We start from the raw sequence: 26,845 nt of genomic DNA, 5'->3' as shown, positions 1-26,845 counted from the left end.
CCCGGACGCGGGCCTGGGGAGCGGTGAGGTGGCGTCGTGAGGGTCGCGTGGACGGCCCTGGACGGGGGACTGTGGCGGCTGCGCATGCGGCTGGACGCCGGCGAGGACCTCGCTGGGACGGTCACCGACGGGCACCCGGTGGAGCTGGCGACCGACACCTGCCATGTGCGCCTTCCAGCCCGTGCGGGCGACGCGGGCCCGTCCGGGGCCGGGTCGTCGGGAGCGGGTTCGTCCGGCGCGGGAACGCCGCCGGGGGAGGTGCATCCCGATCTGCTGGCGCTGGCCGCGTGGACGGTGGTGGCGCCGTGGACGCGGCGCAGGGTGGTGTTCGACCGGCCGATCTCGGCCGAGCTGGCGGCGGCGTTCGAGAGCGGCTGGGGCGTCGAGGCCGGGCCGGTGGGCGGGGGGCCGCCGCGTGCGGCCGGTGACCGGCTGGCGATCTCCTACAGCGGGGGCGCCGACTCGGCGGCCGTGGCCGCGATCCTGCCGGACGCGCCGCTGGTCCACTTCCGCAGGGTCGGCCATCCCCGCGTCCCGAACCGCTGGACGCACTACCGGTCGGACGTGCTGGCCGCGCTCGCGAACGACACCGGCAGGGACGTGACGATCGTCGAGTCCGACCTGGAGTTCCTGCTGCGCTCGCCCCGCCCGGGCTACCCCGAGCACCATGCCGTGATGGCGGGCGCCGTCCTGCTGGCCGACGCCATGGACCTCGGCGGCGTCGCCCTGGGCTACGAGATCGGCTCCCGGTGGCTGGGCGGCGGCCGGTACGTGCACCGGTACACCCCCGACAACCCGATGTGGTCCGGCCACGGCCCGTGGGGCCGGCTGTTCTCCGCCGCGGGCCTGCCGCTGGTCCTGCCGGTCGGCGGCATCAGCGAGGCGATGACGATGCGCGTCGCGCTGGGCTCCGAGCTGCGCGACCAGGTGCGCTGGTGCCTGCGGGGCGACGGCGCGGGCCCGTGCGGGCGGTGCGGGAAGTGCCTGTACAAGGAGCTGATCCAGGCCGCGATCGAGCGCCGTCCGATGAGCACGGCGATCACCGCCGACCGGCCGGTGGCGCGCAAGTGGCAGCAGCCCCCGCCGTACGGCGGCCAGGAGATGATCGAGTACGGGTGCGCGCACATCCCGAACATCGACGACACGCCCTTCGCCCGCGCGGCCGGATATCTCAGGGCCACACCCGAGTCCACCGCCTGGCTGGAGCGGTGCTACCCTCCGGCCGTCGAGGAGATCCCCGCGCGCTGGCGCGGAGCGATCGCGGCCGTCATGGAGCGTGACTTCGGTTTCATGGACGCGGACGACGTCAAGCGGGTAGAGAGCTGGGGAGGGCGATGAAGGTCTACGTGTCGGTCGACATGGAAGGCGTGACCGGGCTCACCGACCCCGAGGAGATGCACGCCGGAGGCCGCGGCTACGAACGCGGCTGCGAGCTGATGACCGCGGACGCCAACGCGGTGATCGCCGGCGCCCACGAGGCGGGCGCGACGGCGGTGACCGTGAACGACGCCCACGGCTCGACCAAGAACCTCCGGGTGGACCTGCTGGACCCGCGGGCCACGCTGCTCCGCGGCCCGGGCAAGCCGATGCGCATGGCCCAGGGGCTGACCGCCGACTTCCAGGCCGCCTGCTTCGCCGGCTACCACGCCCGCGCCGGCGTCCAGCACGGCGTGCTCAACCACACCTGGATGGGCAAGGAGATCCAGAACGTCTACCTCAACGGCGAGGTGTGCGGCGAGACGCGGCTGGTGGCCGGGTTCGCCGGATTCCTCGGCGTGCCGGTGGCGCTGGTCACCGGGGACGAGGCGGTCTGCGCCGAGGCGCGCGAGCTGCTCGGCGACGTCGAGACGGTCGCGGTCAAGAAGGGCGTGGACAGGTTCGCCGCCGAGCTGCTGCCGCCCAGCGTCGCCCAGGCGCTGATCCGGGAGGCCACCGCGCGGGCCCTGAACCGGCTGAGCGACTTCCGCCCGCACGTGGTGGACTCGCCGTACACCCTCGGCGTCGAGTGGAACTCCACGGCCATCGCCGCCGGCTGCTCGCTCATTCCCGGCGTGCGCGCGGCCGGCCCCCGGCACACCGAGTTCACCACGGAGGACTTCCGGGACATCATGGCCCTGCTCGGCATCTTCGCCATGATCGCGGGCCAGGTGGCCTGCGGCAGCGGCGTGTACGGCTGAGCCGGTGGGCGAAGACGGGTCACCGCGGCCACAGGAGGACGGGCCGCCGGGACACGGTGACGGCGTGCCACCTGGACCGCGAGGCGGCGTGCCGTCGGGGTCGCGGGGCGGCCTGCCACCTGGGCCGCGGGGCGGCGGGTCACCGGAGTCGCGGGGCGGGGACGGGCTGACGCGGCGGTCGCTGCTGGTCGGCATCGGCGCCGCGGGCGGAGCCGGAGCCATGTACGCCGCCATGGGCGTGCTCGGCCTGGCCCCGTCCAAGGAGACGGCCCCCGTGCCCTTGGCCGGCGGGTCCGCCGCGCCGTCGCCGTACGTCCCGCCGCAGCGCTCGGACTTCGCGTTGCGCGGCGGCCGCCCGGCGTCGGTGCTGGTGCTGGGCGCGGGCGTCGCCGGCCTGGCCTGCGCGTACGAGCTGGGTAAGGCCGGGTACGAGTGCACGGTGCTGGAGGCCCGCGACCGGGTGGGCGGGCGCAGCCTGACCCTGCGCGGCGGCGACACCGTCGCCGAGCTGCCGCTCCAGGGGGGAGCGGGGCAGGCCGGGGAACTCCAGCGGGTGAAGTTCGGGGAGGGCACGTACTTCAACGCCGGTCCCGCGCGCATCGCGCAGTGGATGGTCACGCTCGACTACTGCCGCGAGCTGGGCGTCCCGCTGGAGGTGTTCGTCAACACCAACTCCGCCGCCTACGTCCTGACCGACGGCATGAAGGCGCCCGTCCGCGCCCGCACGGCCCGCGCCGACGCCTACGGGTACATCTCCGAGCTGCTGGCCAAGGCGACCGACGCCGGCGCGCTGGACGCCCGGCTCACCCGCGCCGACAAGGAGCGGCTGCTGGACTTCCTCTCCCATTTCGGGGACATCGGCCCCTCGCACGCCTACACCGGGGGCGAGCGCCGCGGCTTCCGGGTCAATCCCGGGGTGGGGCCGGGCGCCGAGCTGGGCGCCGTCCCCCCGCTGGCCGAGGTGCTGAGCCAGGGGCTCGGCCGGGTCCTGACGATGGACGCCGGGTACGAGCAGGCCATGCCGATGTTCCAGCCGGTGGGCGGCATGGACGCGATCGTCCGCGCGCTGGCCGGGCGGGTAGGGGCGGCGCGCATCAGGACCGGCGTCCGGGTCACCCAGATCACCAACGACCCCGACGGCGTCGAGGTCGCGGTGGAGGGCGGCGCGCCGCTGCGGGCGCAGTACTGCGTCGCGGCGCTGCCGCCGCACGTGCTGGCCCGCATCCCCGGCAACCTCGGCGCGGAGGTCAAGACGGCCCTGACCGGCGCGGTGCCGATGGCGGCGGGCAAGCTCGGCCTGGAGTACGGCCGGCGCTGGTGGGAGATCGAGGACCGCGTGTACGGCGGCGCCACCGAGACCGACCTGGACGTCGGCCATATCTGGTACCCCTCCCACGGGTTCCACGAGCGGCGCGGGCTGGTGGTGGGCTACTACAACACCGGCGCCGACGCCGACGTCTACAGTGCGCTGCCCCATGGGGAGCGCCTGCGCCGGGCCCTCACACAGGGCCGCAAGATCCACGGCCGCAGGTACGGTCAGGACCTGCTGTCCAGTGTGTCGGTCTCCTGGGGGCGGCAGCCGCACATCGAGGGCGCGTGGGTGCGCTGGTCCTCGCCTTCGGGGCAGCGGGCGCTGCTGCGTCCCGCCGGGCGGGTGTACTTCGCCGGGGACTGGCTCACCCATCTGATCGCCTGGCAGGCGGGAGCCTTCGAGTCCGCCCGTAAGGTGGTGACCGAACTCCATCACCGCGTCCTGAAGGAGGCATGACCCATGAAACTGGGCACGCTCGAATGGGTGCCCGCCGGCGACCGGCCCGATCTGCTCGCCGATCCGGTCGCGCGCGCAATCGGGGCCATGACCTCCGAGGGGGCCTCCGAGGTGTCGGTGGCGCCCATCGACCCGGCGCTGGCCGACACCGCCGCGTTCTGCGAGCGGTACGGCGTGGCGCCGGAGGAGTCGGCGAACTGCGTGATCGTCGCGGCCAAGCGCGGAGGTGAGACGCGGTACGCGGCGGTCATGGTGCTGGCGACGATGCGCGCCGACGTGAACGGCGTCGTGCGCCGCCATCTGGACGCCCGCAAGACGTCCTTCGCCCCGCAGCAGGAGGCCGTGGCGCTGTCGGGCATGGAGTACGGCGGCATCACGCCGCTCGGCCTGCCCGACGACTGGCCCGTCCTGGTGGACGCCGAGGTCGCGCGGCGGCCGCTGCTGGTCATCGGCAGCGGCATCAGGGGCTCCAAGCTGGCGCTCTCGGGCGAGGCGCTGGCCGGTCTCAAGACCGCCGAGGTGGTCGCGCTCGCCCAGTGATCTGCGGGCGCTGGGGTCCTCGTGCGGCGCGCGCGCACCCCGCCATGACGCGCACAGTGATCGCTCCGGCGCACACGGGTCACATGAGTTTCCCGATTTTGGAAACCCTTGGGTCCGGTTCAGCCGTTGTACTACCGGGAATGTGGCCTCTTGGTTCCTCTCATGGGCGGGGTTTAAGCCGGTATGGTGCTACGTGCCGTCAACGGCCGCGAGCGCGCGCAGCGCTCTGGTCTCCGCGCCGGGCTCAAGGAAGAGTCCGGCGGGCGCCTCCCCGAGACCGCCGGCCGCCCGGCCGGCGACGGGGGTTGCCAGCCGCGATGGCGCGAGGGTAAGCGCCGCGCGGATCCGTCGGTGCGGCATGCCATGATTCGCCGGCCGGACTTTTTCGGTATGGGCATTGCACAAAGTGAGCGAACCGTGACAATTGGAGCAAGGCGCTTCCCTTCGGTCACCACTGCCGGGGCACCGCCGGAGATCAGATGAATCAGGACGACCGATTGGGCCCCTACCGGCTGCTCCGGCGGCTCGGCGAAGGCGGCATGGGCGTGGTGCATCTCGCGCTCGACTCCCAGGGCAGGCAGGTCGCCGTCAAGGTGCTCCGCGCCGAGGTCACCGGGGACGACGTCGCGCGCCGCAGGCTCGCGCGCGAGGTCGAGACCATGCGGCGGGTGCGCAGCAGCCACATCGCCGAGGTGCTCGACGCCGACGTGACCGGCAGCCGTCCCTACATCGTGACGCGTTACGTGCCGGGCAGGCCCCTGGACGACACGGTCAAGCAGGACGGCCCGCTGGAGGTAGGCGCGCTGCTGAGGCTGGCCCAGGGCGTGGCCGAGGCGCTCACGGCCGTGCACGCCGCCGGCGTCATCCACCGCGACCTCAAGCCGGGCAACGTGCTCATGCTCGACGGCGAGCCCGTTCTCATCGACTTCGGCATCGCCCAGGCCGTCGACGCCACCCGGCTCACCCAGACGGGCATGTTCATCGGCACCCCGGGCTACCTCGCGCCCGAGATCATCGAGGGCCACGAGGCGGGTCCGGAGGTCGACGTCCACGCGTGGGCCGGAACGATGCTGTACGCCGCCACGGGCGCCCCGCCGTTCGGCAAGGGCACGCTGGAGATGGTCTTCTACAACATCACCGCCGGGCGGGCCAACGTCGAGGCGGCCCCGGCCGTCATCCGTCCTCTGCTGCGCGCCGCCTTCAACCGCGACCCGGCCAAGCGGCCGAGGGCCGCCGAGCTCGCCGCGCAGCTCTCGCGCCTGGTGCCCCCGCGCGCGCCGCAAGGACGCGCGCGGGTGCCCGACGACATCCGCACTGTTCCCGATATGTCCGGCATGCCAGTTGCCGGCACCTCGCTGTCCCACCCGGAACCGCTCCCCGCCGAGCCGCCGGCGGCAGGGCGCTCCCCGTCCGCCGACCCGCGCCTCGGCGCGGTCCCACCCGGCGCGCTGCCTGGTGCGGTGCCGGGCGTCGTGCCCGGCGCGGCGTCGGGCACGCGCACCGGCGCCCCCGAGGCGTCTGCGGCCGCGGCGGCCTCCGGGGTCCGTCCTGGCACGGTCCCGCCCGAGGCGCCGCCCGGCGTGGCCACGCCGTACGCCGGGTTCCCCGCCGCCGACCCGCGCGCCGGCGCCGCCGGGTCGCGTCCCGGCGCGGGGCAGGCCCGCCCCGGCGGCGCCCCCGCCGAGGAGTTCGTCTCGCTGCTCGGCGACGCGCCGCAGGCCCCCGCCGTGGGCGACCCATGGCCGACGGTGCGGGTGACCGGAGAAGAGCTGCGCCAGGCCGGCATCGCCTTCGACCGCGGCGCCGCCGCGCCGGGCGCCGGCCCGTCCGGCGGCGGGCCCGGGCCCGATCTCGCCGGCGGCGGGCCGTCTCCGGCGGACGGCGGCCGGGGCGAGGGCGAGATCCCCACCCGGTACGCCCCGCCGTCGGGGTCCCGCCCGTGGGAGGGCGGTCGTCCCGCGCCGCTCGACCAGGGCGAGGTGCCCACCAGGCGGGTGCGTCCCGACGAGCTCGGCGACCTCGACGCCAAGGCCAAGACCTACCGCGCCGAGCCGGGCGCCACGCCCGGCGTCTCGGCCCTTCCCGGAGCGGTCCCGTTGCCCGGGTCCACCGGCTCGCAGGCACCCCCTGGCGCCGGTTCGCACGGCCCCCAGGCACGCCACGGCTCGGCCGCCGGTTCCCGGGGAGCGCCGGGCTTCCCGGCGCCCGGCGTCCAGGGCGCCCAGGGCACTCATGGCGGTCACGGTGCCCAGGGCGCCCAGGGCGTGCATGGCGGTCACGGTGGCCAGGGGTCTTCCGGGTTCGCCGCGCCGGGCGGGCACGCCTCGCCCGGCCACCCGGGTTCCGGCGGCCACGGCCCGACCGGCGGGAGGCCCTACCACCAGGCGTTGTTCGAGCAGTCTCCCGAGCTCTTCGAGCAGACGCCGCACATCCGCCACCCGGCGCAGGCCCAGTCGGCGCCCGCGCCCTACGTGCCGACCGTCCACCTGCCGCCCGAGGCCACACCCGACTTCGGCCGGCAGGGCATCGGCGTCGACGGCACGCCCCGCTCCCCGGTGTACACCGTGGCGGGCGTGCTCGCGCTGATCATCGCGGTCGGCGCGGCCGTCGTGCTGCCGGTCGTGGTGACGGTGCTGGTGGTCCCGGTCGCCGTGCTGCTCAGGGCCGCCGACATCGCCCAGCCGGCGTTCGCGTCCCGGCGGCCCGCCGCGGCCGCCGCCGGTGACATGCTGCGCGTGCTCGGCCGGCCGGGGGCGCTGGTGAAGTCGGCCGGCGTCACGCTTGCCCTGCTGCCTTACGCCTTCATCCTGGGCGTGCCCGTGACGCTGGTGCTCACCTTCCTGGTCGACAGCATCCCCCCGGGCACCGCCCTGAGCTGGGGGGTGGCCGTCTCGCTCTGGATCATCTGCGCGGGCCCGGGTGTGGAGGGGCCGGGCCGCCAGCTGGGCAGGACGCTCGCCGCCGCGTTCCCGGCCAAGGGCGCCGCCACGGCGCTGACCTTGGCACTCGGGGTCGTGGCCGTGCTCGTGGCCCTTTACGCGGTCGCCACGCTCGTCAGGCCCATGGGCGATGCAGTCTGGAGTCCTGTGGACGTGGACACCTGGCTGCGCCGCTTGCAAGAGCTTCGGACAAACACAGGATGACGGGGGAAACCGTGCCGGAGACGCTCGACAGATTGGGGCCGTACCGGCTGCTCCGCCGGCTCGGCGAGGGCGGGATGGGCGTGGTCCACCTCGGCCTGGACGAGGAGGGCAGGCAGGTCGCCGTCAAGGTCCTGCACCCGCACGTCGCGGCCGACCTCAAGGCGCGCGACCGGCTCACGCGCGAGGTCGAGACCATGCGCCGGGTGCGCAGCCCGCGCGTGGCCGAGGTCCTGGACGCCGAGCTGACCGGCGCGACGCCGTACATCGTCACCCGGTTCGCCCCCGGGCGGACGCTGGAGGAGACCGTCCTGACCGACGGCCCCCTGCCGGCGCATGAGGTCGTGCGGCTGGCGCGGGGCCTGTCGGAGGCGCTGATCGCCATCCACGCCGGCGACGTCATCCACCGCGACTTCAAGCCGGCCAACGTCATGCTGGTCGGCGGCGACCCGCTGGTCATCGACTTCGGCATCGCCCACCTGGTCAACGCCACCCGGCTCACCCAGACCGGCATGTTCGTCGGCACGCCCGGCTACCTGGCGCCCGAGATCATCAGGGACGACGAGATCACCCAGGCGGCCGACGTGCACGCCCTTGCCGCCACCGTCTTCTTCGGGGCCACCGGCAAGCCGCCGTTCGGCACGGGTTCGTTCGAGTCGGTCTGCTACAACATCATGGAGGGCCGAGCCAACATCGACCAGGCGCCGCCGTGGCTGCGCGGCTGGCTGCGCGCGGCCTTCGCCGTGAACGCCGCCGAGCGGCCGGACGCCCAGCGCCTGCTGGCGATGGCCAGGTCTCTGGACCCGAGCGTCACGGCCCTGCGGGAGTCCGCGGTGCCGCCGGGGCACACCCGCCGGCTGGACGGCGCGCAGGTCAACGGCCGGCTGCCCGACGGCACCCGCGTGCTGGACGCCGACGCTCGCCCGGCCGGCGGCGCGCCGGACGCCACGCACGTGCTGAACGGCGACGGCACCGCCGTTCTCGGCGCCGGCGAGCGCTCCGACGGCACGACACCGACCAAGCGCACCAAGCCGGCCTCCGAGGACAGCTACTCCGACCTGCTGCCGCCGGTCCGGTACGCCGAGCCCGAACGCGAACGCAGGCGCGGGCGCGCCGGGGCGCCGCCGCCCGCCGCCCCGGCCGCGTACGCGCCGCCCCCGCCCGCCCAGGGGTACCCTCCGGCGCCGTACGCCCCGCCCGGCCAGTACGCGCCGGTGCCCTACCCCGACCAGCGGGTGGCCGGGCCGCCCCCGCCGGCCTATCCGGCGCCCACGCGGGGCAGCGCGCCCCCGCCCACCCAGCCCCCGCGGGCGTACCCGCCCGCGCAGGGCCCCGGCCCGTACGGTCCGGAGGTCGGCCCGCGCGGCGACGAGCGGCGCCCCGAGCGCCCGCCCTACCGGGCCGGGCATCCCGTGCTCGCGGCCCTTCTGCTGGCCGTGGCCGTGGCCGGCGCGCGCCTGCTGCCCGTCCTGATGTGCGTCTTCATGGTCGTCGTGGTGCTCTGCCTGCGGGTCGGCGAGCACCTCTGGAGCGACCTGGCCGAGCGCCGCTCCATCCGGGGCGGCTCGGCCAGCGACCCGCTGCTCGCCGTGCTCGGCACGCCGTGGGCGCTGATCCGCGCCACTCTGACCACGGTGCTGGTCACGCCGCTGACGGTGATGTTCGCCCTGTGCGTCTGGGGCGGGCTGCACTTCGTGGGCGGCATGGGCACCGACACCGCCGCCTCCTACGGAGCGGCGGCCTTCGTCGGCGGCCTGTTCCTGCTGCCGGGCGGCGGCAAGCCCCGCAAGGCCGTCGCCCGCACGCTGACCGCCGCCATCCGCAGCCCGGGCGCGGGCATGGTCGCGACGATCATCGTGGGCACGCTGGCGTTCTTCACTGTGGTGGCGGCGATGTCCGCCGTCCCCTCGTGGATCCCGTGGCAGGCGCCCTCGCACGCCATCGACGCGCTCAGCGAACAGGCCAGGAGCACCGCCACCGGCCTCATCGGCGGTCTGGTCAAGGACCTGATGAACGACCTCGGCCTGGGGTTCCTGGCCTTCTGGGGCAGGTGACCGCGCCGCGGGCGACGACGGGCCGGGCCGGCCGGAAGGAGTGGCATGAGCACCGCTGGTCGGCTGGGGCCGTACCACCTGCTGTCGCGCCTGGGCGCGGGCGGGTTCGGCGAGGTCCATCTGGCGCTGGACCCCGAGGGCCGCACGGTGGCGGTCAAGGTGCTCCATCCGCACGTGGCGGCCGACGAGCAGGCCCTGGCGCGGCTGGCCCGCGAGGTGGAGACCATGCGCCTGGTGCGCGGGCCGCACCTGGCGGAGGTGCTGGACGCCGATCTCACCGGCTCGCGCCCCTACCTGGTCACCCGGTACGTGCAGGGCAGGTCGCTCGGCGCCGTGCTCGCCGCGGGCGGCCCCCTGCGCGGTGAGGAGCTGACGCGGCTGGCGCGGGGGCTGGCCGAGGCGCTGGCGGCCGTCCACGCCGCCGGGGTCGTGCACCGCGACCTGAAACCGGCGAACGTCATCCTGGCCGACGGCGAGCCGCACGTCATCGACTTCGGCATCGCCTGCGCGCTGGACTCGGCGTCGGTGACGGCGTCGGGGGCCGTGCTCGGCACCCCCGGGTACCTGGCGCCGGAGGTCCTGGAAGGCGGGGAGGCCGGGCCCGCGGCCGACGTCTTCGCCTGGGGGGCCACGGTCGCCTACGCCGCCTCGGGGCGTCAGCCGTACGGGACCGGGCCGCCGCCCGCGGTGGCCTACCGCGTCGTGCACCACGACCCCGACCTCGCCGAGGCGCCGGCCTGGCTGGTGCCGCTGCTGCTGGAATGCCTGCGGCGCGACCCCTCCGCACGTCCTGAGGCCGCTGAGCTGTGCGCCAGGCTGGGCGTCGTGGCCCCGCCGCCGTTACCGGCGGAGCGGCCGCGCCGCGCGGCGGCCCCGGAGCCGCCGACGCAGGAGTGGCGGCCGCGCAGCCGCGAGACGGCCGGTCAGGTGGACGACGCGCGGACGCGCCACCGCGACAAGGTGCGCCGGCGGTGGGTGGCCGGGTCGGGGGTCGTGTCCGGGCTGGTCGCCGCGGCCGTCCACCAGTACGTCCCCGAGCTGTCGCTGCTGGTCCTTTCGGCCTACGGCGTCGGCGTGCTGGTCGACGCGGGCGCCGGTGCGGTGTCCAGGGCGCGAGGGCGCGTGGTGTTCGCCCTGGTCAGCGGGGCCGGCACCGCCGGGTTGTACGCGGCGCTGATCGCGCTGTTCAGCCCGTTCACGCTGCTGCTGGCCCTGGGCACCGTGCTGTTCGTGCTGCTGACGGTGGCCTTCGCCGGATGATCGCCCAGGGGGGGCGCGCCCGCCTCGCGGACAGTGATCGGCCCGGACGTCCCGGCGTCGGTGGACGCGCCGCGCGGGGCGGGTCGGACAATGCACTGGAATATAGTTCGGTAGGGTGGGAAGGCCTCGTCGTGCGGGGCCCCAAGTGTCGTACGCTGCGGGTACGCGGATAAGCTACTGACCAGTAACTACTTGCGGGTACATTGAGGGAGGAAAGGGATGCGCTTCCGACGCGGAGATCGTCCTGGCCCACCCGACGTCACGGCGTTCCCGGGAGCATGACAATCTGATCGCGGCTCCGGTGCCCGCCACCGGAGCGGCGCGTACGACGTGTGCGTACCCCCGCGCGCACGTGCCGATCAATCGGCGCCGGCCCAGCGATGCGGCGGCGCCTCGTGAAACGGGAGGTCGGCCACCGGCCATGAACATCGTCGTCTGCGTGAAGCAGGTCCCCGACACGGCGACCGAGCGCAAGCTGAGTGACAAGGACAACACGCTCGACCGTGACGCCGCCGATGGGGTCATCAACGAGCTGTGCGAGTATGCCGTCGAAGAGGCCCTCAAGATCAAGGAGGCGCACGGCGGCGAGGTGACGGTGCTCACCATGGGGCCCGCCAAGGCCTCCGACACCATCCGCAAGGCCCTGGCCATGGGCGCCGACAAGGCCGTCCACCTGGTCGACGACGCGCTGCACGGCTCGGACGCGCTGTCCACCTCCTACGCCCTGGCCCAGACGCTGAAGAAGATCGGGTTCGACCTGGTCATCCTCGGCTCGGAGTCCACCGACGCGCGCATGGGCGTGCTGGCCGCCATGCTGGCCGAGCGCCTCGGCGCGCCGCAGCTCACCTTCGCCCGCAAGGTCGACGTCGAGGGCTCCGCGGTCACCATCGAGCGCGTCACCGACTACGGCTACGACAAGGTGCAGGCCTCGCTGCCCGCCGTCGTCTCGGTCGTCGAGAAGATCAACGAGCCGCGGTACCCGTCCTTCAAGGGCATCATGGCCGCGAAGAAGAAGCCGGTGCAGACCTTCGGCGTCGCCGACGCCGAGATCGACCCCGCCCAGGTCGGCCTCGCCGCCGCCTGGAGCGAGGTGGCGGACTTCTCCGCCGCCCCGCCGCGCGCGGCCGGCACCATCGTCAAGGACGAGGGCGACGGCGGCTCCAAGGCCGCCGACTTCCTCGCGTCGAAGAAGTTCATCTGAGGGGCGGGTCGATGGCTGAGATTCTGGTTCTCGTCGAGCACGTCGAGGGTGAGGTCAAGAAGGTCACCCTCGAACTGCTGACGCTCGCGCGCACGCTCGGCTCGCCGTCGGCGGTCTGGGCCGGCCCCGGCTACTCCGCCGACGCCAAGGCGCGGCTGGCCGAGTACGGCGCCGACAAGGTCTACATCGCCGACTCCGCGGAGGTGTCCGACCACGTCGTGGCCCCCAAGACGGCGCTGCTCGCCCAGCTCGTCTCCTCCGCCTCCCCGGCGGCGGTGCTGGTGGCCGCCACGGCCGAGGGCAAGGAAGTGGCGGGCCGCCTGGCGATCCGCACCGACTCCGGCATCATCACCGACGCGGTGGGCCTCGTCGACGGCCCGGTCGCCGAGCAGTCCATCTTCGGCGGCGGCGTCAACGTCCACTCCCGGGTCGCCAAGGGCACCCCGATCTTCGCGGTGCGCCCCAACGCCACCACCCCCGAGGCTTCCACGGGAGCGGCGGCCGAGGAGCAGGTCACGGTGACGCTGTCGGAGGCCGACAAGGCCGCCAAGGTCGTCGAGCGGGTCAAGCAGGAGAAGGGCGCCCGCCCCGAGCTCACCGAGGCCGCCATCGTGGTCTCCGGCGGACGCGGCGTCGGCTCGGCCGAGAACTTCGCGGTCATCGAGAAGCTGGCCGACGCCCTCGGCGCCGCCGTCGGCGCCTCGCGCGCCGCGACCGACGCCGGGTGGTACCCGCACCAGTTCCAGGTCGGGCAGACGGGCAAGACGGTCGCCCCGCAGCTCTACATCGCGGCGGGCATTTCCGGCGCCATCCAGCACCGGGCCGGCATGCAGACCGCCAAGACCATCGTCGCGATCAACAAGGACCCCGAGGCCCCGATCTTCGAGCTGGCCGACTTCGGCGTTGTGGGCGACCTCCACCAGATCGTCCCCCAACTCACCGAAGAAGTGGACAAGCGCAAGTAACCCCCCTCACCGACCCCGGGCGCCGTCCCCTCGTCCATAGGCCGAGAGGACGGCGCCCTTCCGCACCCTCCCGGCGAGTCCATCGAACAGCGATGGGCGTTGTATGGAAGGCTTGAGATCATGCCGGTGATGGAACAGAGCGCGCGGGCGATCGGCGTGGGATACGAAGGCCGCGATCTTCCTGGGTTCATCGAGATGCTGCGTCGCGAAGGCGTGGAGCTGCTGGTCGACGTCCGCCTGACGCCCATCTCCCGTAAGCGAGGGTTCAGCAAGACCGCTCTGGCAGGAGCTCTCACCGAAGCCGGCATCGGCTACGAACACATGCGGCACCTGGGCAATCCGAAATGGAACAGGGCGGGGTTCGGCGGCAGCCCCGGCGAGCTGAGCACCGCCCGCGATGTCTACTCGGCCGGGCTTTCGACCCCGGAAACGCAGGAGTGCTTGCAACGCATCGTCGATGCATGCCGTCTTCGGCGTGTCGCAGTGATGTGCTTCGAAGCCGACCAGCGCCGTTGCCACCGAGATCTCGTTCTGTCGGCCCTCGGTGAGCGGTTCACCTACCCCCTTTCCGCGTGAGCCTCCGCGGGTAGACGACACCCAGCACGATGAAGCTCTGCGGGTGCGCCTGCTGGTTGCCTACATAGAAGATGGTGTCGCGGTCAGGGGCGCACATCATGTCCCAGAACTTCTCCTGGATGGCCCGCTTGACCGTGTCATCGTCACGTTCCCTCAGACGACGCTGCAAGGCCACGAGCTCCCAGTCGTAGACGCCCTGCTCGTGGGCCCTGCAGGTGGAAGACCCGCAGCGGTAGCGGTACCAGGCCTTGAAACGGGGGGCTTGAAGAGCCGTCCGGGATGTCGATTCGAACAGTCCCAGTTGCCGGACGTACTGATCGATCTTTCTCTGCTCGGCGGTGGTCCACCCAGGATGCGGCCGGATGATCAGGTCGAGCACCTTCTCGGGGCGAATCGCCGCCAATGATCGCGCAGAGGGCTGTCGGCGTACGGCTGCGATCAGTTCGCACATCGAGCTTTCGATGTAGTCATCAAGGTAGGGCATCCGTTTCGCCCAGCCATCAAGGTGGTTTTCGACGATGAAGCTGTCCGCACGTGGTCGCCAGCTTTCGGCCCGTGGACGATCCGAAATAAGGTAAATGGGAAGTATCGCCGATAGTTCCTTACTCGAATCGGATTTCCGGCTCTACGCGGCTCCGGGTCCGTGCGAGCTTGTAGCGCGGGGCGGCAAGGCTCACGGCGCGGCGGGGCTGCGACTCCGGTTCGCTGACATGGCCGGACCTGACGCCCACCGCCCTTGTGGTCTTGAGAGGGCGGTGGGCGTTCGGTGTCAGGCGACCAGGTCCAGGGGTTCGGGTTCGGGGGTGCGCTTGGGGGCCGCGGCGCGCAGGGCGGAGGGCCGGGGCTCGGCGGTGGTGGTGGCGTCCCGGAGGGAACGGGTGCGAGGCAGGAAGCGGGCCGCCACCGCGATCGAGACGCCGAGGACGGCGGCGATGCCGAGGGCGAAGCGCAGTGTCATGGCGTGGGAGAGGAAGCCGATCACGACCGGGCCGAGGAGCAGGCCGGCGTACCCCATCGCGCCGGTCTGGGCGATCGCCGGGCCGGGGGTGGGAGTGGCGGTGCCCGCGAGCGAGAGCGCGATCGGGGAGATCGCGGCGACGCTGATCCCCACGAGTGCCATCCCGGCGACGGCGACCACCGGTGAGGAGGTCGTGATCACCACCGTGAAGGCGGCGGCCGTGCCGAGGCCGGAGGCGGCGATCAGCCGGCGGGCGCCGAGGCCCGCGCGCAGCCGGTCGCCGATGAGCCGGGCGATCAGCATGCCCGCCTCGAAGATCGGGTAGCCGAGGGCGGCGACGGCCTCGGGCGCGCCGATGACGTTCCGCAGGAACAATCCGTTCCAGTCGGCGACCGCGCCCTCGACCATGAACGCGCCGAACGCGATCGCGCCGAGCAGGTAGATCACCCGGGGCATCCGCGTCCGAGCCTTGCCACGGCCGGAGGCGCCGGAGCCCTGGGACTCGGCGGGGCGCGTGGAGCTCTGGGAGCGGATGGAGGGCGTGGAGCCCTCGGAGGTGGCGGACTTCGCGGTGGCCGGCCGGTCCGCCGGGACGGCTCCGTCTGGGAGGAAGCCGCGGCTGAGCAGGTAAGCCATCGGCGCCGAGACGATCGCCACCGCGAGCAGGTTGGCGGTGAAGGAAACCTCGAAGAAGATCGCGAGCGTGCCGAGCAGGCCGGCCGACCCGGCGCCCACGCACCATCCGGCATGCATGCCGTTCATCAGCGGGCGCCCGTACGCCTGCTCGACCGCGGAGCCGTGCGCGTTCATGGCGACGTCCACCGCGCCGAAGGCCATGCCGAACAGCGCGGTCGCGGCGACCAGCCACGGCAGGGAGGGCGCGAAGGCCACCCCGGCGAGCGTCGCCGCGGTGAGCGGGGCTCCGGCCCGCAGGACGGCACGGCTGCCCACCCGTGCCATCACGCCCCGCATGGACTGCATGGTCACCAGGGCTCCGAGCCCCCATGCGAGGAGGGCGACGCCGACCGAGGCCTCGGATATGCCGAGTTTCTCGGCCAGCGCGGGGATGCGCACGGTGAACGTGCCGCACATCAGGCCGGCCAGGACGAAGGTGAGGATCGCCCGCACGCGGGCCACCCTCAGAACGGGGGTCAACACAAGTTCCTTTCACGTTGGTGTCCACAGGTGTGGACGGGGTGCGCGGACGAGCGCCGGTCGCGGCCTCAGGCACGGCGGTCGACGCCGGGGGGCAGGAGGCCGGGCAGGACGGACGTCCACGATCGAAGGGATGCGGCGAGCTGGAGCGCGCGGGCGACCGAACGGATGGCGGCAGGTCAGGGCGCGGTGGCAGATTGGATGGCGTGGGGTCACCGCGCGGTGACCAACGGATGCCGATAACGAGCGCGGCGACCAACGGATGCCCCATGAGCAGCGCGTGAGCGGCGGATGCCCGATGAGGAGCGCGTGAGCGGCGGATGCCCGATGAGGAGCGCGGCGGCCGAACGGATGCCGATAAGTACGCGGCGGCCGAACGGGTGCCGGCCGGTCAGGCGCGGCGGCCGGGTGGTCGCCGGCGGGCCGGAGGATGGTGGGGGCTCCATGCCGCCGGGCGGGGGACCGCCGGATGCGGACAGAAGGCAGGGGGACGCGCCCGCTGAAAGGCCTTGTCCGGCGGTCGGCCGGGAAGGGCGCTTACAGGCTGACGGGCTCCCTCACAGGCTGACGGGCTCCTGCGCGTGTACGCGAGCGGCGTGGCCCGGTCATAAGGGCGACAGCAGGGCCAGCAGGCGCCGGTGCAGTTCCTCGTACTGGGCCTCGTCGTAGATGCCGGGGTCATGGGTCGCCACGTCCCACAGCCCTTCGCAGGTGAGGCGGACGATCTGCGCCGCCATCGGGTCCGCCTCGGTCTGCATGCCCTCGCGGTGCCAGCGGCACATGGCCTCGCGCAACGGGGCCAGCAACTGCGGGTCGCCGGCGGCGCCGGTGACCACCGCCCAGCGCCGCAGCCGCCCGGTGCGGATGGCCGCCAGGGTGGCCGCGAGGTAGGACCGGGTGTAGGACGCCTGGCCCTGGGCGGCGACCAGTTCGTCGAAATCGGCGATGAGGCGCTCGATCAGGGCCTTGATCAGGGCTTCTTTGGTGGCGAAATGGTACAGAAGACCGCCCTTGCTCACGCCGGCCCGCTCTGCCACGGCCGACAGCGTGAGGCACCCGGCCCCCTGGTCGGCCAGCAGGTCTTCCGCCGCGTTCAAAAGCTCGTCTTTCCGCACGCCCGTAACTATACCGGCTGGACGGTACAGTGCGCGAACTGGGTTACGCTGGAGTACGCCATGGCTTACCTAGACCACGCGGCGACCACGCCGATGCTTCCTGAGGCCGTCGATGCGATGACGGCGCAGCTAGCCCGCGTCGGCAACGCCTCGTCCCTCCACGCGGCGGGCCGCCGCACCCGCAGGGTCGTCGAGGAGTCGCGCGAGGCCATCGCCGGCGCGCTCGGCGCGCGGCCCAGCGAGGTCGTGTTCACCTCCGGGGGCACCGAGGCCGACAACCTCGCCATCAAGGGCCTGTTCTGGGCGCGACGCGCCTCCCACGGCGCCGACCGCCTTCTGATCAGCGCCGTCGAGCACCACGCCGCCCTCGACCCCGCCCACTGGCTGGCCGAGCACCAGGGCGCCTCCGTGGAGCCGCTCGCGGTCGACGAGTACGGCCGCATTCACCCCGGCACCTTGCGCGCCGCCATCGAGCGGGCGCCTGAACGGGTGGCCCTGGTCAGCGTGATGTGGGCCAACAACGAGGTCGGCACCGTCCAGCCGATCCAGGAGCTGGCGGCGATCGCCCACGAGTACGGCATCCCGTTCCACACCGACGCCGTCCAGGCGGTGGGACAGTTGCCGGTGTCGTTCTCCGCGTCCGGCGTGGACGCGATGACCATCTCGGGGCACAAGGTCGGCGGCCCGGTCGGCTCCGGCGCCCTGCTGCTCGCCCGCGGCGTGGACCCGGTGCCCGTGCTCCACGGCGGCGGCCAGGAGCGCGACGTCCGCTCCGGCACGCTGGACGCCCCGTCGATCACCGGGTTCGCGACCGCCGTGCGGGTCGCCGTCGAGCGGCGGGAGGCCGAGGCCGCCCGGCTGCGCGCCCTGCGCGACGAGCTGATCGCCCGCGTCCGCGCGGCGGTGCCGGACGTGGTGCTCAACGGGCACCCCGACGAGCGCCTGCCGGGCAACGCCCACTTCTCCTTCCCGGGGTGCGAGGGCGACGCGCTGCTGATGCTGCTGGACGCCAAGGGAGTCGAGTGCTCGACCGGCTCGGCCTGCTCCGCCGGGGTCGCCCAGCCCTCCCACGTGCTGCTCGCCATGGGCGCCGACGCCGTACGGGCGCGCGGTTCGCTGCGCTTCTCCCTCGGCCACACCTCCACAGCCGCCGACGTGGAAGAGCTGGCCCAGGTCATCGCCCCCGCCGTCGAACGCGCCCGCCGCGCCGGCCTGACCTGACACCTCCCGTCCACCCGCCCGGGGCTGTACGCCGCCCGGGCGGGTGATCAGCTCGTGCCGCTCGTCGCGGGGATCCGCTTGCCCAGGTTGACGAAGAAGAGGATCAGGCCCACGGTCAGCACGATGTGCCCCAGTCCGGCGATGCCGGAGATCGCCGCGCTGGTTCTGGCGCCGAGGACCGTCTGGGTGCCGTGGATGATCATCATGAGGACGGTCAGCGCGAGGCCCGCGTTGTAGACCCAGAAGGACCAGTTGAAGAGCTTGCTCGCCGACAGGGTGAACAACTTCTCAAGCGCCAGCACGACGAGGTAGAAGAGCATTCCGAGGGCGAGCAGGTGGGTGTGCACCACCCCGAGTTGGGTGTCGCCCGTGAAGTCGTTCATCTTCGTGAGTTCGCGGTAGTACAGACCGCTGACCACGCCGAGGATCATGTAGGTGTGTGCCGCGTAGTAGAGCTTTTTCATGATTGCGACCTCAGGGGAGTTGGTGCAGGAATGGGCGGCCGGAACGCCGGACGGCGGCCACGGAGCCCGGCGTGGTTCGTCGGCCACCGAGCCTGGCGTCGTTTCGGCTCGTATTGCTGCGGAGGTCATCGCCGGAGGAGCTCCGGCGCGGCGAGCGAGCGCCGGTGCCGCCCGGGTCAGAGGTACTTGGGGAACAGGTCGCCGGTCGGCCACGTGGTGACGCCGTTCCAGACGGTGTTCATCCGGGAGCTGAGCACGTCGTAGTCCGGAGTGCCGGTCTCCTCGCGCTGGTCGAAGACGGCGGCGTAGGTGAAGCCCTGCTGCAGCCGGGCCAGGTAGGTGTAGGTGCCGGGCAGGCTGCCGTTGTGCCAGGTGTTGAGGTGGCCGGTCACCTGGCGCACGTACCAGCCGCACCCGTACCAGGAGCCGTCCGCGCTGACGCCGATCTCCGGCTTGGCGAACGCCCGGCTGATCGAGGTGGCGTTGAGCACCGGTCCGGCGGCGTCGAAGATCCGGGCCCACCTGACCAGGTCGACCGCCGAGGCCAGCCAGCCGCCGTTGGCGGCGTGGTTTCCCATGTTGAAGCCGCCGTACGGCGCGGGCACGACGGTGCCCGAGTCGTCCAGGACGGTCTTGGCGGTGTACTGCGAGTAGTACGGCACCTCGCCCGCCGCGGCCTGCGACCTCAGGCCGCGGCCGAGCCGCATCCGGGTGACGCCGGCGGGGGCGAGCAGCTTCTGCTTCACGTACGACTCGTAGCTCTGCCCCGACACCTTCTCGACGACCAGGCCGAGCAGCAGGTAGCCGTAGTTGCTGTAGGCCATCCGGGCGCCCGGGGCGAAGTCCAGCGGCCGGCCGCCGGCGTAGGCGACGATGTCGCTCTTGCCGACCGGTAGCGGCATGCCGAGCTTGGCGGCGATGGTCCGATCGGCCATCAGGTAGTCGCCGGAGATGTCGCGGTCCCAGCCGCCGGTGTGCTGCATCAGGCGCCACAGGGTGACGTTCTTCAGCCGCGGGTCGGTCGTGGTCGGCAGGCCGAGCAGGTCGGCCACCTTCGCTCCGAGCGACACCTTGCCGTCCTGGGCCAGCCGCAGGACCGCCGCGGCGGTGATGTTCTTGCTGAGACTCGCGATCCGGAACAGCGACGTCGGCTGCACGGCAGGGACGGCCGTGTCGCTGCTGTACCGGTATCCCCGGGCCAGGACGAGCTTGCCGTTCTTGACCGCGGCGAGCTGGGCGCAGGGGATGTTCCGCTCTTTGATGTAGGTCTTCATCACGGTGTCGAGGGCGGCCAGCTGCGAGGGCGCGGTGCCCGTGGCCGTCACGGTGGGCGCGCCCGCCGCGTACGCCGGCGATCCGGACAGCGCGATCGCGGGCATCAGCCCGGCGCCCACCTTGAACACTTCACGCCGACTGAGCGCCACTTTCGTCCCCCGAGTACCTTTAGTAACTTTTGCGCGATCTTATCGATCTAGTACGCGCGGAAGCAGGTACTTCGGCAACTCGGGCGGCGTGATCGCTGATCGCCCGGGTGCTCCCCGGGCGTACGGAGGGTTCCGAGGGTTCCGGCGATTCCGCGTCGCCGGTGGACGGGCGGCCGGTCGCCTTGTCCCCCGTGCGAGCTACGGGGAGGTGTCCACTGGGTGGTGACGATTCCGGGGCCGCGAATCCATAGCGTTCTGGGCACGCGCGGCGCCGGGCCGCGGGAAACCCACAAGGAGTCGTCGTGCGTCTGGTGAAGCAACTCGTGGCCGTCGCGGTGGTGGCCTTCCTCGGCAGCCTGCTGGTGGGCGCGGTGCAGGGTGTCCCCGTTCTCGCGCTGATCGCCGGCGTCGCGACGGCCGTGCTCGCCCTGCTGACGTACGCGAAGGTGGTGCGGTGGACCGAGCACCGCGACCCCGTGGAGGTGGCCAAGGAAGGGGCCGCCGCCTCACTCGGCCGGGGATTGCTGATCGGTGCGGCGATGTTCACGGCGGTCATCCTGCTGATCGCCCTGTTCGGGGGCTACCGGGTGAACGGCTGGGGTTCGGTCGGCGGCGCCGTGACGCTGATCGGCGTCACGGCCGCCGCCGCCGTGACCGAGGAGGTGATGTTCCGGGGCGTGCTGTTCCGGATCATCGAGGAGCGCCTCGGCACCTGGGGGGCGCTCGTCCTGACCGGCCTGGTGTTCGGCCTGATGCACATCATCAACCCGCACGCCACCCTGTGGGGGGCGCTCGCCATCGGCATCGAGGCCGGCTGGATGCTCGCCGCGGCCTACGCCGCCACCCGCACGCTCTGGCTGCCGATCGGCCTTCACTTCGCCTGGAACTACACCGAGGCCGGGATCTTCGGCACCGACGTCTCGGGCAAGACCGGGTCGGAGGGGCTCCTGGACGGCCTGACGTCGGGACCGGCGGCGCTGACCGGCGGTGCTTTCGGCCCTGAGGCGAGCCTGGTGACGGTGGCCGCCGGCCTGCTGGTGACCTGGCTGTTCATCCGCCTGGCCCGCAAGCGCGGCACCATCGTCCCCCGCCGCCGACGCCTCACCCCGGTCGAGCCCGGCCCCACCCCCGCCCAGTGACGGCGAACGGATGAAACCAGGGGTGGGACGGTGGATCGGTCACTTTCTCACCTGGAGGCCCATGGAGCGGGCGGTGCCGGTGATGATCTTTTCGGCCTGGTCGAGGTCGGTGGTGTTGAGGTCGGGGAGCTTCACGCGGGCGACCTCGCGGAGCTGGTCGCGGGTGATGGTGGCGGCGGTCTGGTGCCCGGGGCGGGGGCTGCCGCCGTCCAGGCCCGCCGCTCTGCGCAGGAGCGAGGCGGTGGTGGGCATCTTGGTGGCCAGGTCGAACGACCTGTCCTCGTACACGGTCACTTCGGCGGGCACCACGAATCCGCGCTGGGACTCGGTCGCGGCGTTGTAGCGCCGGCAGAAGTCCATCAGGTTGATCCCCAGTGGGCCGAGGTCCTTGCCGACGGTCGCCGGTCCCGCCTCACCCGCTCTGAGCTGGATCTTCACGACTCTGGTGATCTTGTTCTTAGCCATGCCGGAAAAGGTAAAGTGTCCAGTAACTGGAGACTCAACGGGATTTTCCGCCCGCAGGACACGACGGAGCCGAGCCATGGAGCCACGACACGACGGCTACACCATCGGGCAGGTCGCCCGGCTGTCCGGCCTGCCGGTGAAGACCATCCGCTTCTACTCCGACGTCGGTGTCCTGCCCGAGCGCGAGCGCACGGCCGCCGGGTACCGCCTGTACGGCGAGGAGGACCTGGCCAGGCTCGAGCTCATCCGCACGCTCCGCGACGTCGGCGTCGACCTGGCGACGATCCGCGACCTGGGCGAGCGTGACCTGCGTCAGGTGCTCGCCCTCCAGCTCCGCACCGTGGAGACCCAGCTCAAGGCGCTCCAGCGCACCCGGGCCGTCCTGCGGGCGACCCTGGAGCGCGGCGAGCCCTCCGAGACCGACCTGCGCCGGCTGAACACGCTCGGCCGCCTCGGAGCCGCCGAGCGCGAGGCGCTGATGGACGCCTTCGTCGGCGAGGTCGGCGGCGGCAGCCGCGCCCGCGAGCAATGGCTCACCGGGCTGCGCGAGGCCATGGTGCCCGACCTGCCGTCCGAGCCGACCATCGAACAACTCGACGCGTGGCTGGAATTGGCCGAACTGCTCTCGGACGAGGACTACCGGGCCGTCCTGCGGCGCGACGACACCGGCTTCTGGGAGCGGCGCGACCGGTCCGGGGACGAGCGGTTCGAGAGCTGGTGCCGGGCCAACGAGGAGATCACCGAAACCGTCCTGGCGGCCGTCGAGAAGGGCGTGGAGCCGGAGTCCGCCGAGGCGGGGGCGGTGCTCGCCCGGGTCGTCATCCTGCTGAGCGGGATGCACGGCGCGGCGGGCGACGGGCCGGAGTTCCGCAGTTCGCTGTCACGCGGGTACGAAGAGCACGACCCGCGCGCCGTCCGCCACTGGCAACTGGTCGCCACGATCAAGGGCACCCCCTGGCCACACCCGCAGACCATCGCCCACGACTGGATAGCCAAGGCCCTGCGCGCCCACCCGACCCCCTGACGCCGGCCGGGCCCACCGAGGCGTCAGCTCAGGAAGGGGGAGACGGCGATCCAGCCGGGGTCCTCGGCGATGGCGATGTCGGGGCGGCCCTCGTGCCAGGTGGAGACGAGCTTGTCGACCTGCGCGGGGACCTCGGCGGCGGGGTCGGCGTAGACGTGCAGCACCCGGGAGCCCTGCGCGCTCACGTGCACGGCCAGCAGGGCCGCGTCACCGAGCCGGTCGAGAAGGGCCGCGAGGCGCTCCTCGAACTCGCGGAGCGCCGCCGCCGACCCGCCGTCCGGGAGGCCGTCCTCGTCGGACTCGGCGTACGGCAGCGTGATCGCGATGTGCTGGTCGAGCAGCGGATGATCGACCGGGCGCAGAGGATGGCGGGCGGCGGCGATCAGGCGTGCTCCGTCGCCGGTCTGGCCCTCCAGCAGGGCCCACTGCTCCTGCTCGAACTCCGAGGCCAGGTCGGCCACCACGGCCGGCAGGTGGACGGCGGCCACGGCGTCGATGGGCTGGAACGTGGCGGCGGTGATGTCGCCCACCCAGCGGGCGACCTCGTCCTCGCCGAGCAGCCAGTCGAGGGCCAGCAGCGCGGCCTCCATGCGCGTCTCGTCGTCGAGGTCAGGGAACAGCGGGTGGAAGGCGGCGATGTCGATGCGCGTGGCGCCGTTGGGCACCCGCAGCCCGAGCACCAGCTCGCCCAGCGCGAACTCGCGGCCCGCCACCTCCAAGGTGAGGGAGGCGGCATCGGAGTGGGCCGGGCGCGAGGGCAGGAACTCCCACAGCGCGTCCGTCGGCGGCGCGGCGAGCGCCCAGCGATGCGCCAGCGGACGTAGCTCGGGGTCACCGCCCGAGGAGACGATGAGCGCGTGCAGCGCGGCGCGACCCGGGGTGATGTCCCACGTCAGCTCGGGACTCAGCGCGGCGACCGCCGGGCCGACCTCGGTGGCGAGGGCCTCGCGGTCGCCCGCGTCCAGCAGCGTCTCGACCTTCGGCCGCGCATCGGCCCACCACGCCCAGAAGCCGGTGATCGCCTCGGCAGGCCCACCCGGCTCCTTCTTGCGCCCGAACAGTCCCATGGCCCTGGATCCTCCCAGGTGTACGCCTTGAACGCGAACGTGAGCCCTCATCCAAGATCCGCGCAGCCCCGCCACCCGGTCTCGGGCGAGCGGAGGGGGCGAAGTGGGCGGCGGCAGCCGTTCGGGGCCGGGGGGCGGGTAACCTCGGGGGTGTTATGAGTCTTCGTGTGCTTGCCGCCATGTCGGGCGGCGTCGACTCCGCGGTGGCGGCCGCCCGCATCGCCGAGGCCGGCCATGACGTGACGGGCGTCCACCTGGCCCTGTCGGCCAACCCGCAGTCCTACCGCACCGGCGCGCGAGGCTGCTGCACGCTGGAGGACGCCCGGGACGCCCGGCGCGCCGCCGACGTGATCGGCATCCCCTTCTACGTCTGGGACATGGCCGAGCGGTTCCACCGCGACGTCGTGGAGGACTTCGTCAGCGAGTACGCCGCCGGGCGCACGCCCAACCCGTGCCTGCGCTGCAATGAGAAGATCAAGTTCGAGGCCGTGCTCGACCGCGCGCTCGCGCTCGGGTTCGACGCGGTCGCGACCGGCCACCATGCCCGCCTGTCCGACGGTGTGCTGCGCCGCAGTGTCGACTCCGGCAAGGACCAGTCGTACGTGCTGGCCGTCCTCACCCGCGAGCAGCTCTCGCACGCCGTCTTCCCCCTGGGTGGCTCCACCAAGGCCGAGGTCCGCGAGGAGGCCGCCGCCCGCGGTCTCACGGTGGCCGACAAGCCCGACAGCCACGACATCTGCTTCATCGCCGACGGCGACACCCGGGGCTTCCTGGCCGAGCGGCTCGGCGCCGAGACGGGCCCGATCGTCGACGAGTCCGGCGCCGTCCTCGGCACCCACGCCGGCGCGTACGGCTTCACCGTCGGCCAGCGCAAGGGCCTGCGCCTCGACCGGCCTACGCCCGACGGCCGCCCGCGCTACGTGCTGTCGATCGAGCCGGTGTCCAACACGGTGACGGTCGGCCCCCGCTCCTCGCTGGCGGTCACCTCGATCGACGCCGAGCGCCCGGTCTGGAACGGCCCCATCGCCGCGCCGCACGAACCGCTGGTCTGCCAGGTGCAGCTCCGTGCCCACGGCGAGGTGTACGGCTGCCGCGCCCAGGTGTCCGGCGACGCCCTGCACATAGAGCTGGACGCTCCCGCGACCGGCGTGGCCGCGGGCCAGGCGGCCGTCCTCTACGACGGCGACACCGTCCTCGGCTCGGCCACCATCGCCTCGTCCTGCTGACCGCCCTCGGGGTCAGCCGGGCAGGTCGACGCTCTCGCCGGTCGCGAGGCGGCGGAAGTCCGCCTCCTGGGCCTGGGCCCGGCGGGAGAGGATGTTGTCCACCAGCATGAGACCGATGTCGTTGTAGAGGCCGTCGTGGATGGAGTACGCCCGCTGCGGCGCGACCTCCCGCAGGTAGTCCACCATTTCCATGGCCTTCAGCCACGGGCCGCTGGTCGGGGTGAGCAGGGTGCCGACGGGCCTGCCGGGCAGCGTGAAGGCGTCCCCGGGGTGGAAGACCTCGTCGTCGACGAGAAAGCCGACGTTCTGCACGACGGGCATGTCGAAGGCGATGCGCGCGTGCTCGCGGCCGAGGACCCCCACCGAGAATCCGGCGGCCGTGAAGGAGTCGCCCTCGCCGACGACGTTCACCTTCGCGCTCAGCCCTTCGAGCTGCTGGGCGGCGGCGGCGCAGGTCCAGATCCGCACGTCGGGGCGCAGGGCCGCCAGACGCTTGGCGTCCAGGTGATCGAAGTGCTCGTGCGTGATGAGGACGGCGTCGGCTCCGTCGAGCGCCGACTCCTCGGTGAGGCCGCCGGGGTCGATGACCAGCGTCGAGCCGTCCTTCTCCAGGCGGACGCACGCGTGACCGTGTTTGGTGAGCTTCATCCCTCCATCATGGACCTGCCCGATCAGCGGTCCGGAAGCGCGCCCACCGCTCTTTCGGACGATCTCTCGGCTCCGATGAGTCCACGACCTCCGGGCAGTCCCTAAGCTTGCGCGGTGTGAGCGAGTTTCCGTGGGATGCGGCGAGTGCGACGGGCGTCGGGTCCCACCCCGGCGAAGACCACGTCGAGACGCTGCGCATGGTGTTCGGCGAGCTTCCCGGCCTGCCGTACCTGCCCGAGCTGCCCGGCCGCGGCGTGGGCGCCGACATGATCGGGCGCACGGCGTCGCTGCTGGTCGACATGCCGGTCGAGGTCCGCCCGTCCGGATGGCGCGTCGCCGACCGCCCGGGCCGCGACATGCGCAGGGCCAGGGACCATCTGGCCCGTGACCTGGACGCCTTGGAAGAGGTCGCGCTGGGCTTCGAGGGCCGCCTGAAGATCCAGGTGTGCGGGCCGTGGACGCTCGCGGCCGCCGTGGAACTGCGCCACGGAGACAAGATCCTCGCCGACCCGGGGGCCGTGCGCGATCTGTCGGAGTCGCTGGCCGAGGGGCTGGCGCTTCATCTGGACGCCGTCCGCACGCGGGTGCCGGGGGCCGAGGTGCTGGTGCAGGTGGACGAGCCCGGCCTGCCGGCCGTTCTCGCGGGCACCGTGCCGACCGCCTCGGGCTTCGGGCGGCTGGCCGCCGTCGAGGCCCCGGTCGCCGCCGACCAGCTGGGCGTGGTCCTGCCCGCCGAGACCTTCACGATCGTGCACTGCTGCGCGCCCGGGGTGCCGCTGGAGGTGCTGCGCACCGCCGGGGCCCGGGGGATCTCGCTGGACGCGAGCCTGCTGCGGCGCCGCGACGAGGACCGCATCGGCGAGGCGATCGAGGCCGGCACGGCGCTGTTCCTAGGCGTGGTCCCGGGCACCGACGTCCGGTTGCCGGACGTCGGCGTCGTCGCCAAGCCGGCGCTGGAACTGTGGGGACGGCTCGGCTTCACCCCCGCGCGACTCGCCGAGCAGGTGGTCCTCACGCCGGCGTGCGGCCTGGCCGGAGCCTCTCCCGCCTACGCCCGCGCCGCCCTGGCCCGCTGCCGGGAGGCGGCCCGCGTCCTGCGCGAGGACCCCGAGGAAGAGCGCGGCTGACCAGCGACGGCAGGAGCCCGGGCGCCACGGGGGCCCGCGTGCTGGTTCGTGCGAGTGGCCGCCCGAACGGCATTCCGCGGCCGGCTCCTGGAATGGGGCTCGTGCGAGGTGGACGCCGGAACAGCGGGGGA

The 26,845-nt window shown here is 73.0% G+C and carries 23 protein-coding genes; 15 read left to right on the top strand and 8 right to left on the bottom strand.

Features of this window, described 5'->3' with window-relative positions; genetic code table 11:
* Positions 1-36 precede the first annotated feature (36 nt).
* The 10 genes from ACWEN6_RS23265 to ACWEN6_RS23220 all read left to right on the top strand — a co-directional run bounded on the left by ACWEN6_RS23265 (position 37) and on the right by ACWEN6_RS23220 (position 13,681).
* The gene (locus ACWEN6_RS23265) at positions 37-1,338 is read left to right on the top strand and encodes a DUF6395 domain-containing protein (protein WP_452572711.1); all 1,302 of its coding nucleotides are present in this window, start codon (positions 37-39) and stop codon (positions 1,336-1,338) included.
* Complete coding sequence (locus tag ACWEN6_RS23260; protein ID WP_354847209.1) at positions 1,335-2,177, top strand: M55 family metallopeptidase; 843 nt, start codon at positions 1,335-1,337, stop codon at positions 2,175-2,177. The genes ACWEN6_RS23265 and ACWEN6_RS23260 overlap by 4 nt, the downstream gene beginning before the upstream one ends.
* A 64-nt stretch (positions 2,178-2,241) precedes the next feature.
* Positions 2,242-3,945: a flavin monoamine oxidase family protein gene (locus ACWEN6_RS23255; protein WP_452572709.1), complete on the top strand. Its 1,704-nt coding sequence runs from the start codon at positions 2,242-2,244 to the stop codon at positions 3,943-3,945.
* Between the two features lie 3 nt (positions 3,946-3,948).
* The gene (locus ACWEN6_RS23250) at positions 3,949-4,485 is read left to right on the top strand and encodes a YbaK/EbsC family protein (protein ID WP_452572707.1); all 537 of its coding nucleotides are present in this window, start codon (positions 3,949-3,951) and stop codon (positions 4,483-4,485) included.
* Between the two features lie 479 nt (positions 4,486-4,964).
* Complete coding sequence (locus ACWEN6_RS23245) at positions 4,965-7,628, top strand: protein kinase domain-containing protein (protein WP_452572705.1); 2,664 nt, start codon at positions 4,965-4,967, stop codon at positions 7,626-7,628.
* Positions 7,625-9,679 carry a serine/threonine-protein kinase gene (locus ACWEN6_RS23240; protein WP_452572703.1) on the top strand — a complete coding sequence of 685 codons (2,055 nt, stop codon included), beginning with the start codon at positions 7,625-7,627 and terminating at the stop codon, positions 9,677-9,679. The genes ACWEN6_RS23245 and ACWEN6_RS23240 overlap by 4 nt, the downstream gene beginning before the upstream one ends.
* A gap of 45 nt (positions 9,680-9,724) precedes the next feature.
* On the top strand, positions 9,725-10,939 hold the full coding sequence (locus tag ACWEN6_RS23235) for a serine/threonine-protein kinase (protein WP_452572701.1): 1,215 nt from the start codon (positions 9,725-9,727) through the stop codon (positions 10,937-10,939).
* Between the two features lie 421 nt (positions 10,940-11,360).
* Positions 11,361-12,140: an electron transfer flavoprotein subunit beta/FixA family protein gene (locus ACWEN6_RS23230; protein ID WP_354924793.1), complete on the top strand. Its 780-nt coding sequence runs from the start codon at positions 11,361-11,363 to the stop codon at positions 12,138-12,140.
* Between the two features lie 11 nt (positions 12,141-12,151).
* Positions 12,152-13,105, top strand: a complete 954-nt coding sequence (locus ACWEN6_RS23225) for an electron transfer flavoprotein subunit alpha/FixB family protein (protein WP_452572699.1) — start codon at positions 12,152-12,154, stop codon at positions 13,103-13,105.
* Between the two features lie 120 nt (positions 13,106-13,225).
* Positions 13,226-13,681: a DUF488 domain-containing protein gene (locus ACWEN6_RS23220; RefSeq protein ID WP_452572697.1), complete on the top strand. Its 456-nt coding sequence runs from the start codon at positions 13,226-13,228 to the stop codon at positions 13,679-13,681.
* Here the strand turns inward: ACWEN6_RS23220 and ACWEN6_RS23215 are convergent.
* The 3 genes from ACWEN6_RS23215 to ACWEN6_RS23205 form a co-directional block, all read right to left on the bottom strand.
* Positions 13,659-14,165, bottom strand: a complete 507-nt coding sequence (locus ACWEN6_RS23215) for a hypothetical protein (RefSeq protein ID WP_452572695.1) — start codon at positions 14,163-14,165, stop codon at positions 13,659-13,661. The two genes, ACWEN6_RS23220 and ACWEN6_RS23215, sit on opposite strands and share 23 nt — an antisense overlap.
* Before the next feature lie 285 nt (positions 14,166-14,450).
* Positions 14,451-15,794, bottom strand: coding sequence for an MFS transporter (locus ACWEN6_RS23210; protein ID WP_452572693.1), 1,344 nt, complete (start codon positions 15,792-15,794; stop codon positions 14,451-14,453).
* Between the two features lie 605 nt (positions 15,795-16,399).
* Positions 16,400-16,909: a TetR/AcrR family transcriptional regulator gene (locus tag ACWEN6_RS23205; protein ID WP_354847239.1), complete on the bottom strand. Its 510-nt coding sequence runs from the start codon at positions 16,907-16,909 to the stop codon at positions 16,400-16,402.
* Between the two features lie 60 nt (positions 16,910-16,969).
* On the opposite strand from ACWEN6_RS23205, the gene ACWEN6_RS23200 reads away from it, so the two are divergent.
* Positions 16,970-18,130: a cysteine desulfurase family protein gene (locus tag ACWEN6_RS23200; RefSeq protein WP_452572691.1), complete on the top strand. Its 1,161-nt coding sequence runs from the start codon at positions 16,970-16,972 to the stop codon at positions 18,128-18,130.
* Positions 18,131-18,177: 47 nt separating this feature from the next.
* On the opposite strand, the gene ACWEN6_RS23195 is transcribed toward ACWEN6_RS23200, so the two are convergent.
* Positions 18,178-18,594 (bottom strand): DUF2871 domain-containing protein, encoded by a 417-nt coding sequence (locus tag ACWEN6_RS23195; protein ID WP_452572689.1) that lies wholly within the window; start codon positions 18,592-18,594, stop codon positions 18,178-18,180.
* A gap of 176 nt (positions 18,595-18,770) precedes the next feature.
* Positions 18,771-19,973 carry a serine hydrolase domain-containing protein gene (locus ACWEN6_RS23190; RefSeq protein WP_452572687.1) on the bottom strand — a complete coding sequence of 401 codons (1,203 nt, stop codon included), beginning with the start codon at positions 19,971-19,973 and terminating at the stop codon, positions 18,771-18,773.
* 347 nt (positions 19,974-20,320) lie between these two features.
* On the opposite strand from ACWEN6_RS23190, the gene ACWEN6_RS23185 reads away from it, so the two are divergent.
* The gene (locus tag ACWEN6_RS23185; RefSeq protein ID WP_452572685.1) at positions 20,321-21,157 is read left to right on the top strand and encodes a CPBP family intramembrane glutamic endopeptidase; all 837 of its coding nucleotides are present in this window, start codon (positions 20,321-20,323) and stop codon (positions 21,155-21,157) included.
* 39 nt (positions 21,158-21,196) lie between these two features.
* Here the strand turns inward: ACWEN6_RS23185 and rplK are convergent, their stop codons facing one another.
* A complete protein-coding gene (rplK, locus tag ACWEN6_RS23180) occupies positions 21,197-21,622 on the bottom strand; it encodes a 50S ribosomal protein L11 (RefSeq protein WP_452572683.1) in 426 nt (141 codons plus the stop codon).
* Positions 21,623-21,698: 76 nt separating this feature from the next.
* On the opposite strand from rplK, the gene ACWEN6_RS23175 reads away from it, so the two are divergent.
* Entirely contained in the window at positions 21,699-22,646 is a 948-nt protein-coding gene (locus tag ACWEN6_RS23175) for a MerR family transcriptional regulator (protein ID WP_452572681.1), read from the top strand.
* Positions 22,647-22,669: 23 nt separating this feature from the next.
* Here ACWEN6_RS23175 and ACWEN6_RS23170 read toward each other — a convergent pair whose 3' ends face one another.
* Positions 22,670-23,713, bottom strand: a complete 1,044-nt coding sequence (locus ACWEN6_RS23170; RefSeq protein WP_452572679.1) for a DUF695 domain-containing protein — start codon at positions 23,711-23,713, stop codon at positions 22,670-22,672.
* A gap of 155 nt (positions 23,714-23,868) precedes the next feature.
* Here ACWEN6_RS23170 and mnmA point away from each other — a divergent pair, with 155 nt between their 5' ends.
* Positions 23,869-24,939, top strand: a complete 1,071-nt coding sequence (gene mnmA / locus ACWEN6_RS23165; protein WP_452572677.1) for a tRNA 2-thiouridine(34) synthase MnmA — start codon at positions 23,869-23,871, stop codon at positions 24,937-24,939.
* A gap of 12 nt (positions 24,940-24,951) precedes the next feature.
* Here the strand turns inward: mnmA and ACWEN6_RS23160 are convergent, their stop codons facing one another.
* Positions 24,952-25,587: an MBL fold metallo-hydrolase gene (locus ACWEN6_RS23160; RefSeq protein WP_354924813.1), complete on the bottom strand. Its 636-nt coding sequence runs from the start codon at positions 25,585-25,587 to the stop codon at positions 24,952-24,954.
* Positions 25,588-25,703: 116 nt separating this feature from the next.
* Here ACWEN6_RS23160 and ACWEN6_RS23155 point away from each other — a divergent pair, with 116 nt between their 5' ends.
* Complete coding sequence (locus ACWEN6_RS23155) at positions 25,704-26,714, top strand: methionine synthase (protein WP_452572675.1); 1,011 nt, start codon at positions 25,704-25,706, stop codon at positions 26,712-26,714.
* Positions 26,715-26,845 lie beyond the last annotated feature (131 nt).

Source organism: Sphaerisporangium sp. NPDC004334 (assembly GCF_053602655.1).
Note: the sequence above shows the minus strand (reverse complement) of the source record. Positions and strands in the feature narration are given on the sequence as shown.

Bases quoted from the DNA above. Each gene is read 5' to 3' on its own strand.
- ACWEN6_RS23260 (WP_354847209.1), top strand. From the start codon at position 1,335: ATGAAGGTCTACGTGTCGGTCGACATGGAAGGCGTGACCGGGCTCACC.
- ACWEN6_RS23250 (WP_452572707.1), top strand. From the start codon at position 3,949: ATGAAACTGGGCACGCTCGAATGGGTGCCCGCCGGCGACCGGCCCGAT.
- ACWEN6_RS23245 (WP_452572705.1), top strand. From the start codon at position 4,965: ATGAATCAGGACGACCGATTGGGCCCCTACCGGCTGCTCCGGCGGCTC.
- ACWEN6_RS23240 (WP_452572703.1), top strand. From the start codon at position 7,625: ATGACGGGGGAAACCGTGCCGGAGACGCTCGACAGATTGGGGCCGTAC.
- ACWEN6_RS23235 (WP_452572701.1), top strand. From the start codon at position 9,725: ATGAGCACCGCTGGTCGGCTGGGGCCGTACCACCTGCTGTCGCGCCTG.
- ACWEN6_RS23230 (WP_354924793.1), top strand. From the start codon at position 11,361: ATGAACATCGTCGTCTGCGTGAAGCAGGTCCCCGACACGGCGACCGAG.
- ACWEN6_RS23225 (WP_452572699.1), top strand. From the start codon at position 12,152: ATGGCTGAGATTCTGGTTCTCGTCGAGCACGTCGAGGGTGAGGTCAAG.
- ACWEN6_RS23220 (WP_452572697.1), top strand. From the start codon at position 13,226: ATGCCGGTGATGGAACAGAGCGCGCGGGCGATCGGCGTGGGATACGAA.
- ACWEN6_RS23215 (WP_452572695.1), bottom strand. From the start codon at position 14,165: ATGCCCTACCTTGATGACTACATCGAAAGCTCGATGTGCGAACTGATC.
- ACWEN6_RS23200 (WP_452572691.1), top strand. From the start codon at position 16,970: ATGGCTTACCTAGACCACGCGGCGACCACGCCGATGCTTCCTGAGGCC.
- ACWEN6_RS23195 (WP_452572689.1), bottom strand. From the start codon at position 18,594: ATGAAAAAGCTCTACTACGCGGCACACACCTACATGATCCTCGGCGTG.
- ACWEN6_RS23190 (WP_452572687.1), bottom strand. From the start codon at position 19,973: ATGCCCGCGATCGCGCTGTCCGGATCGCCGGCGTACGCGGCGGGCGCG.
- rplK (WP_452572683.1), bottom strand. From the start codon at position 21,622: ATGGCTAAGAACAAGATCACCAGAGTCGTGAAGATCCAGCTCAGAGCG.
- ACWEN6_RS23175 (WP_452572681.1), top strand. From the start codon at position 21,699: ATGGAGCCACGACACGACGGCTACACCATCGGGCAGGTCGCCCGGCTG.
- ACWEN6_RS23170 (WP_452572679.1), bottom strand. From the start codon at position 23,713: ATGGGACTGTTCGGGCGCAAGAAGGAGCCGGGTGGGCCTGCCGAGGCG.
- mnmA (WP_452572677.1), top strand. From the start codon at position 23,869: ATGAGTCTTCGTGTGCTTGCCGCCATGTCGGGCGGCGTCGACTCCGCG.
- ACWEN6_RS23160 (WP_354924813.1), bottom strand. From the start codon at position 25,587: ATGAAGCTCACCAAACACGGTCACGCGTGCGTCCGCCTGGAGAAGGAC.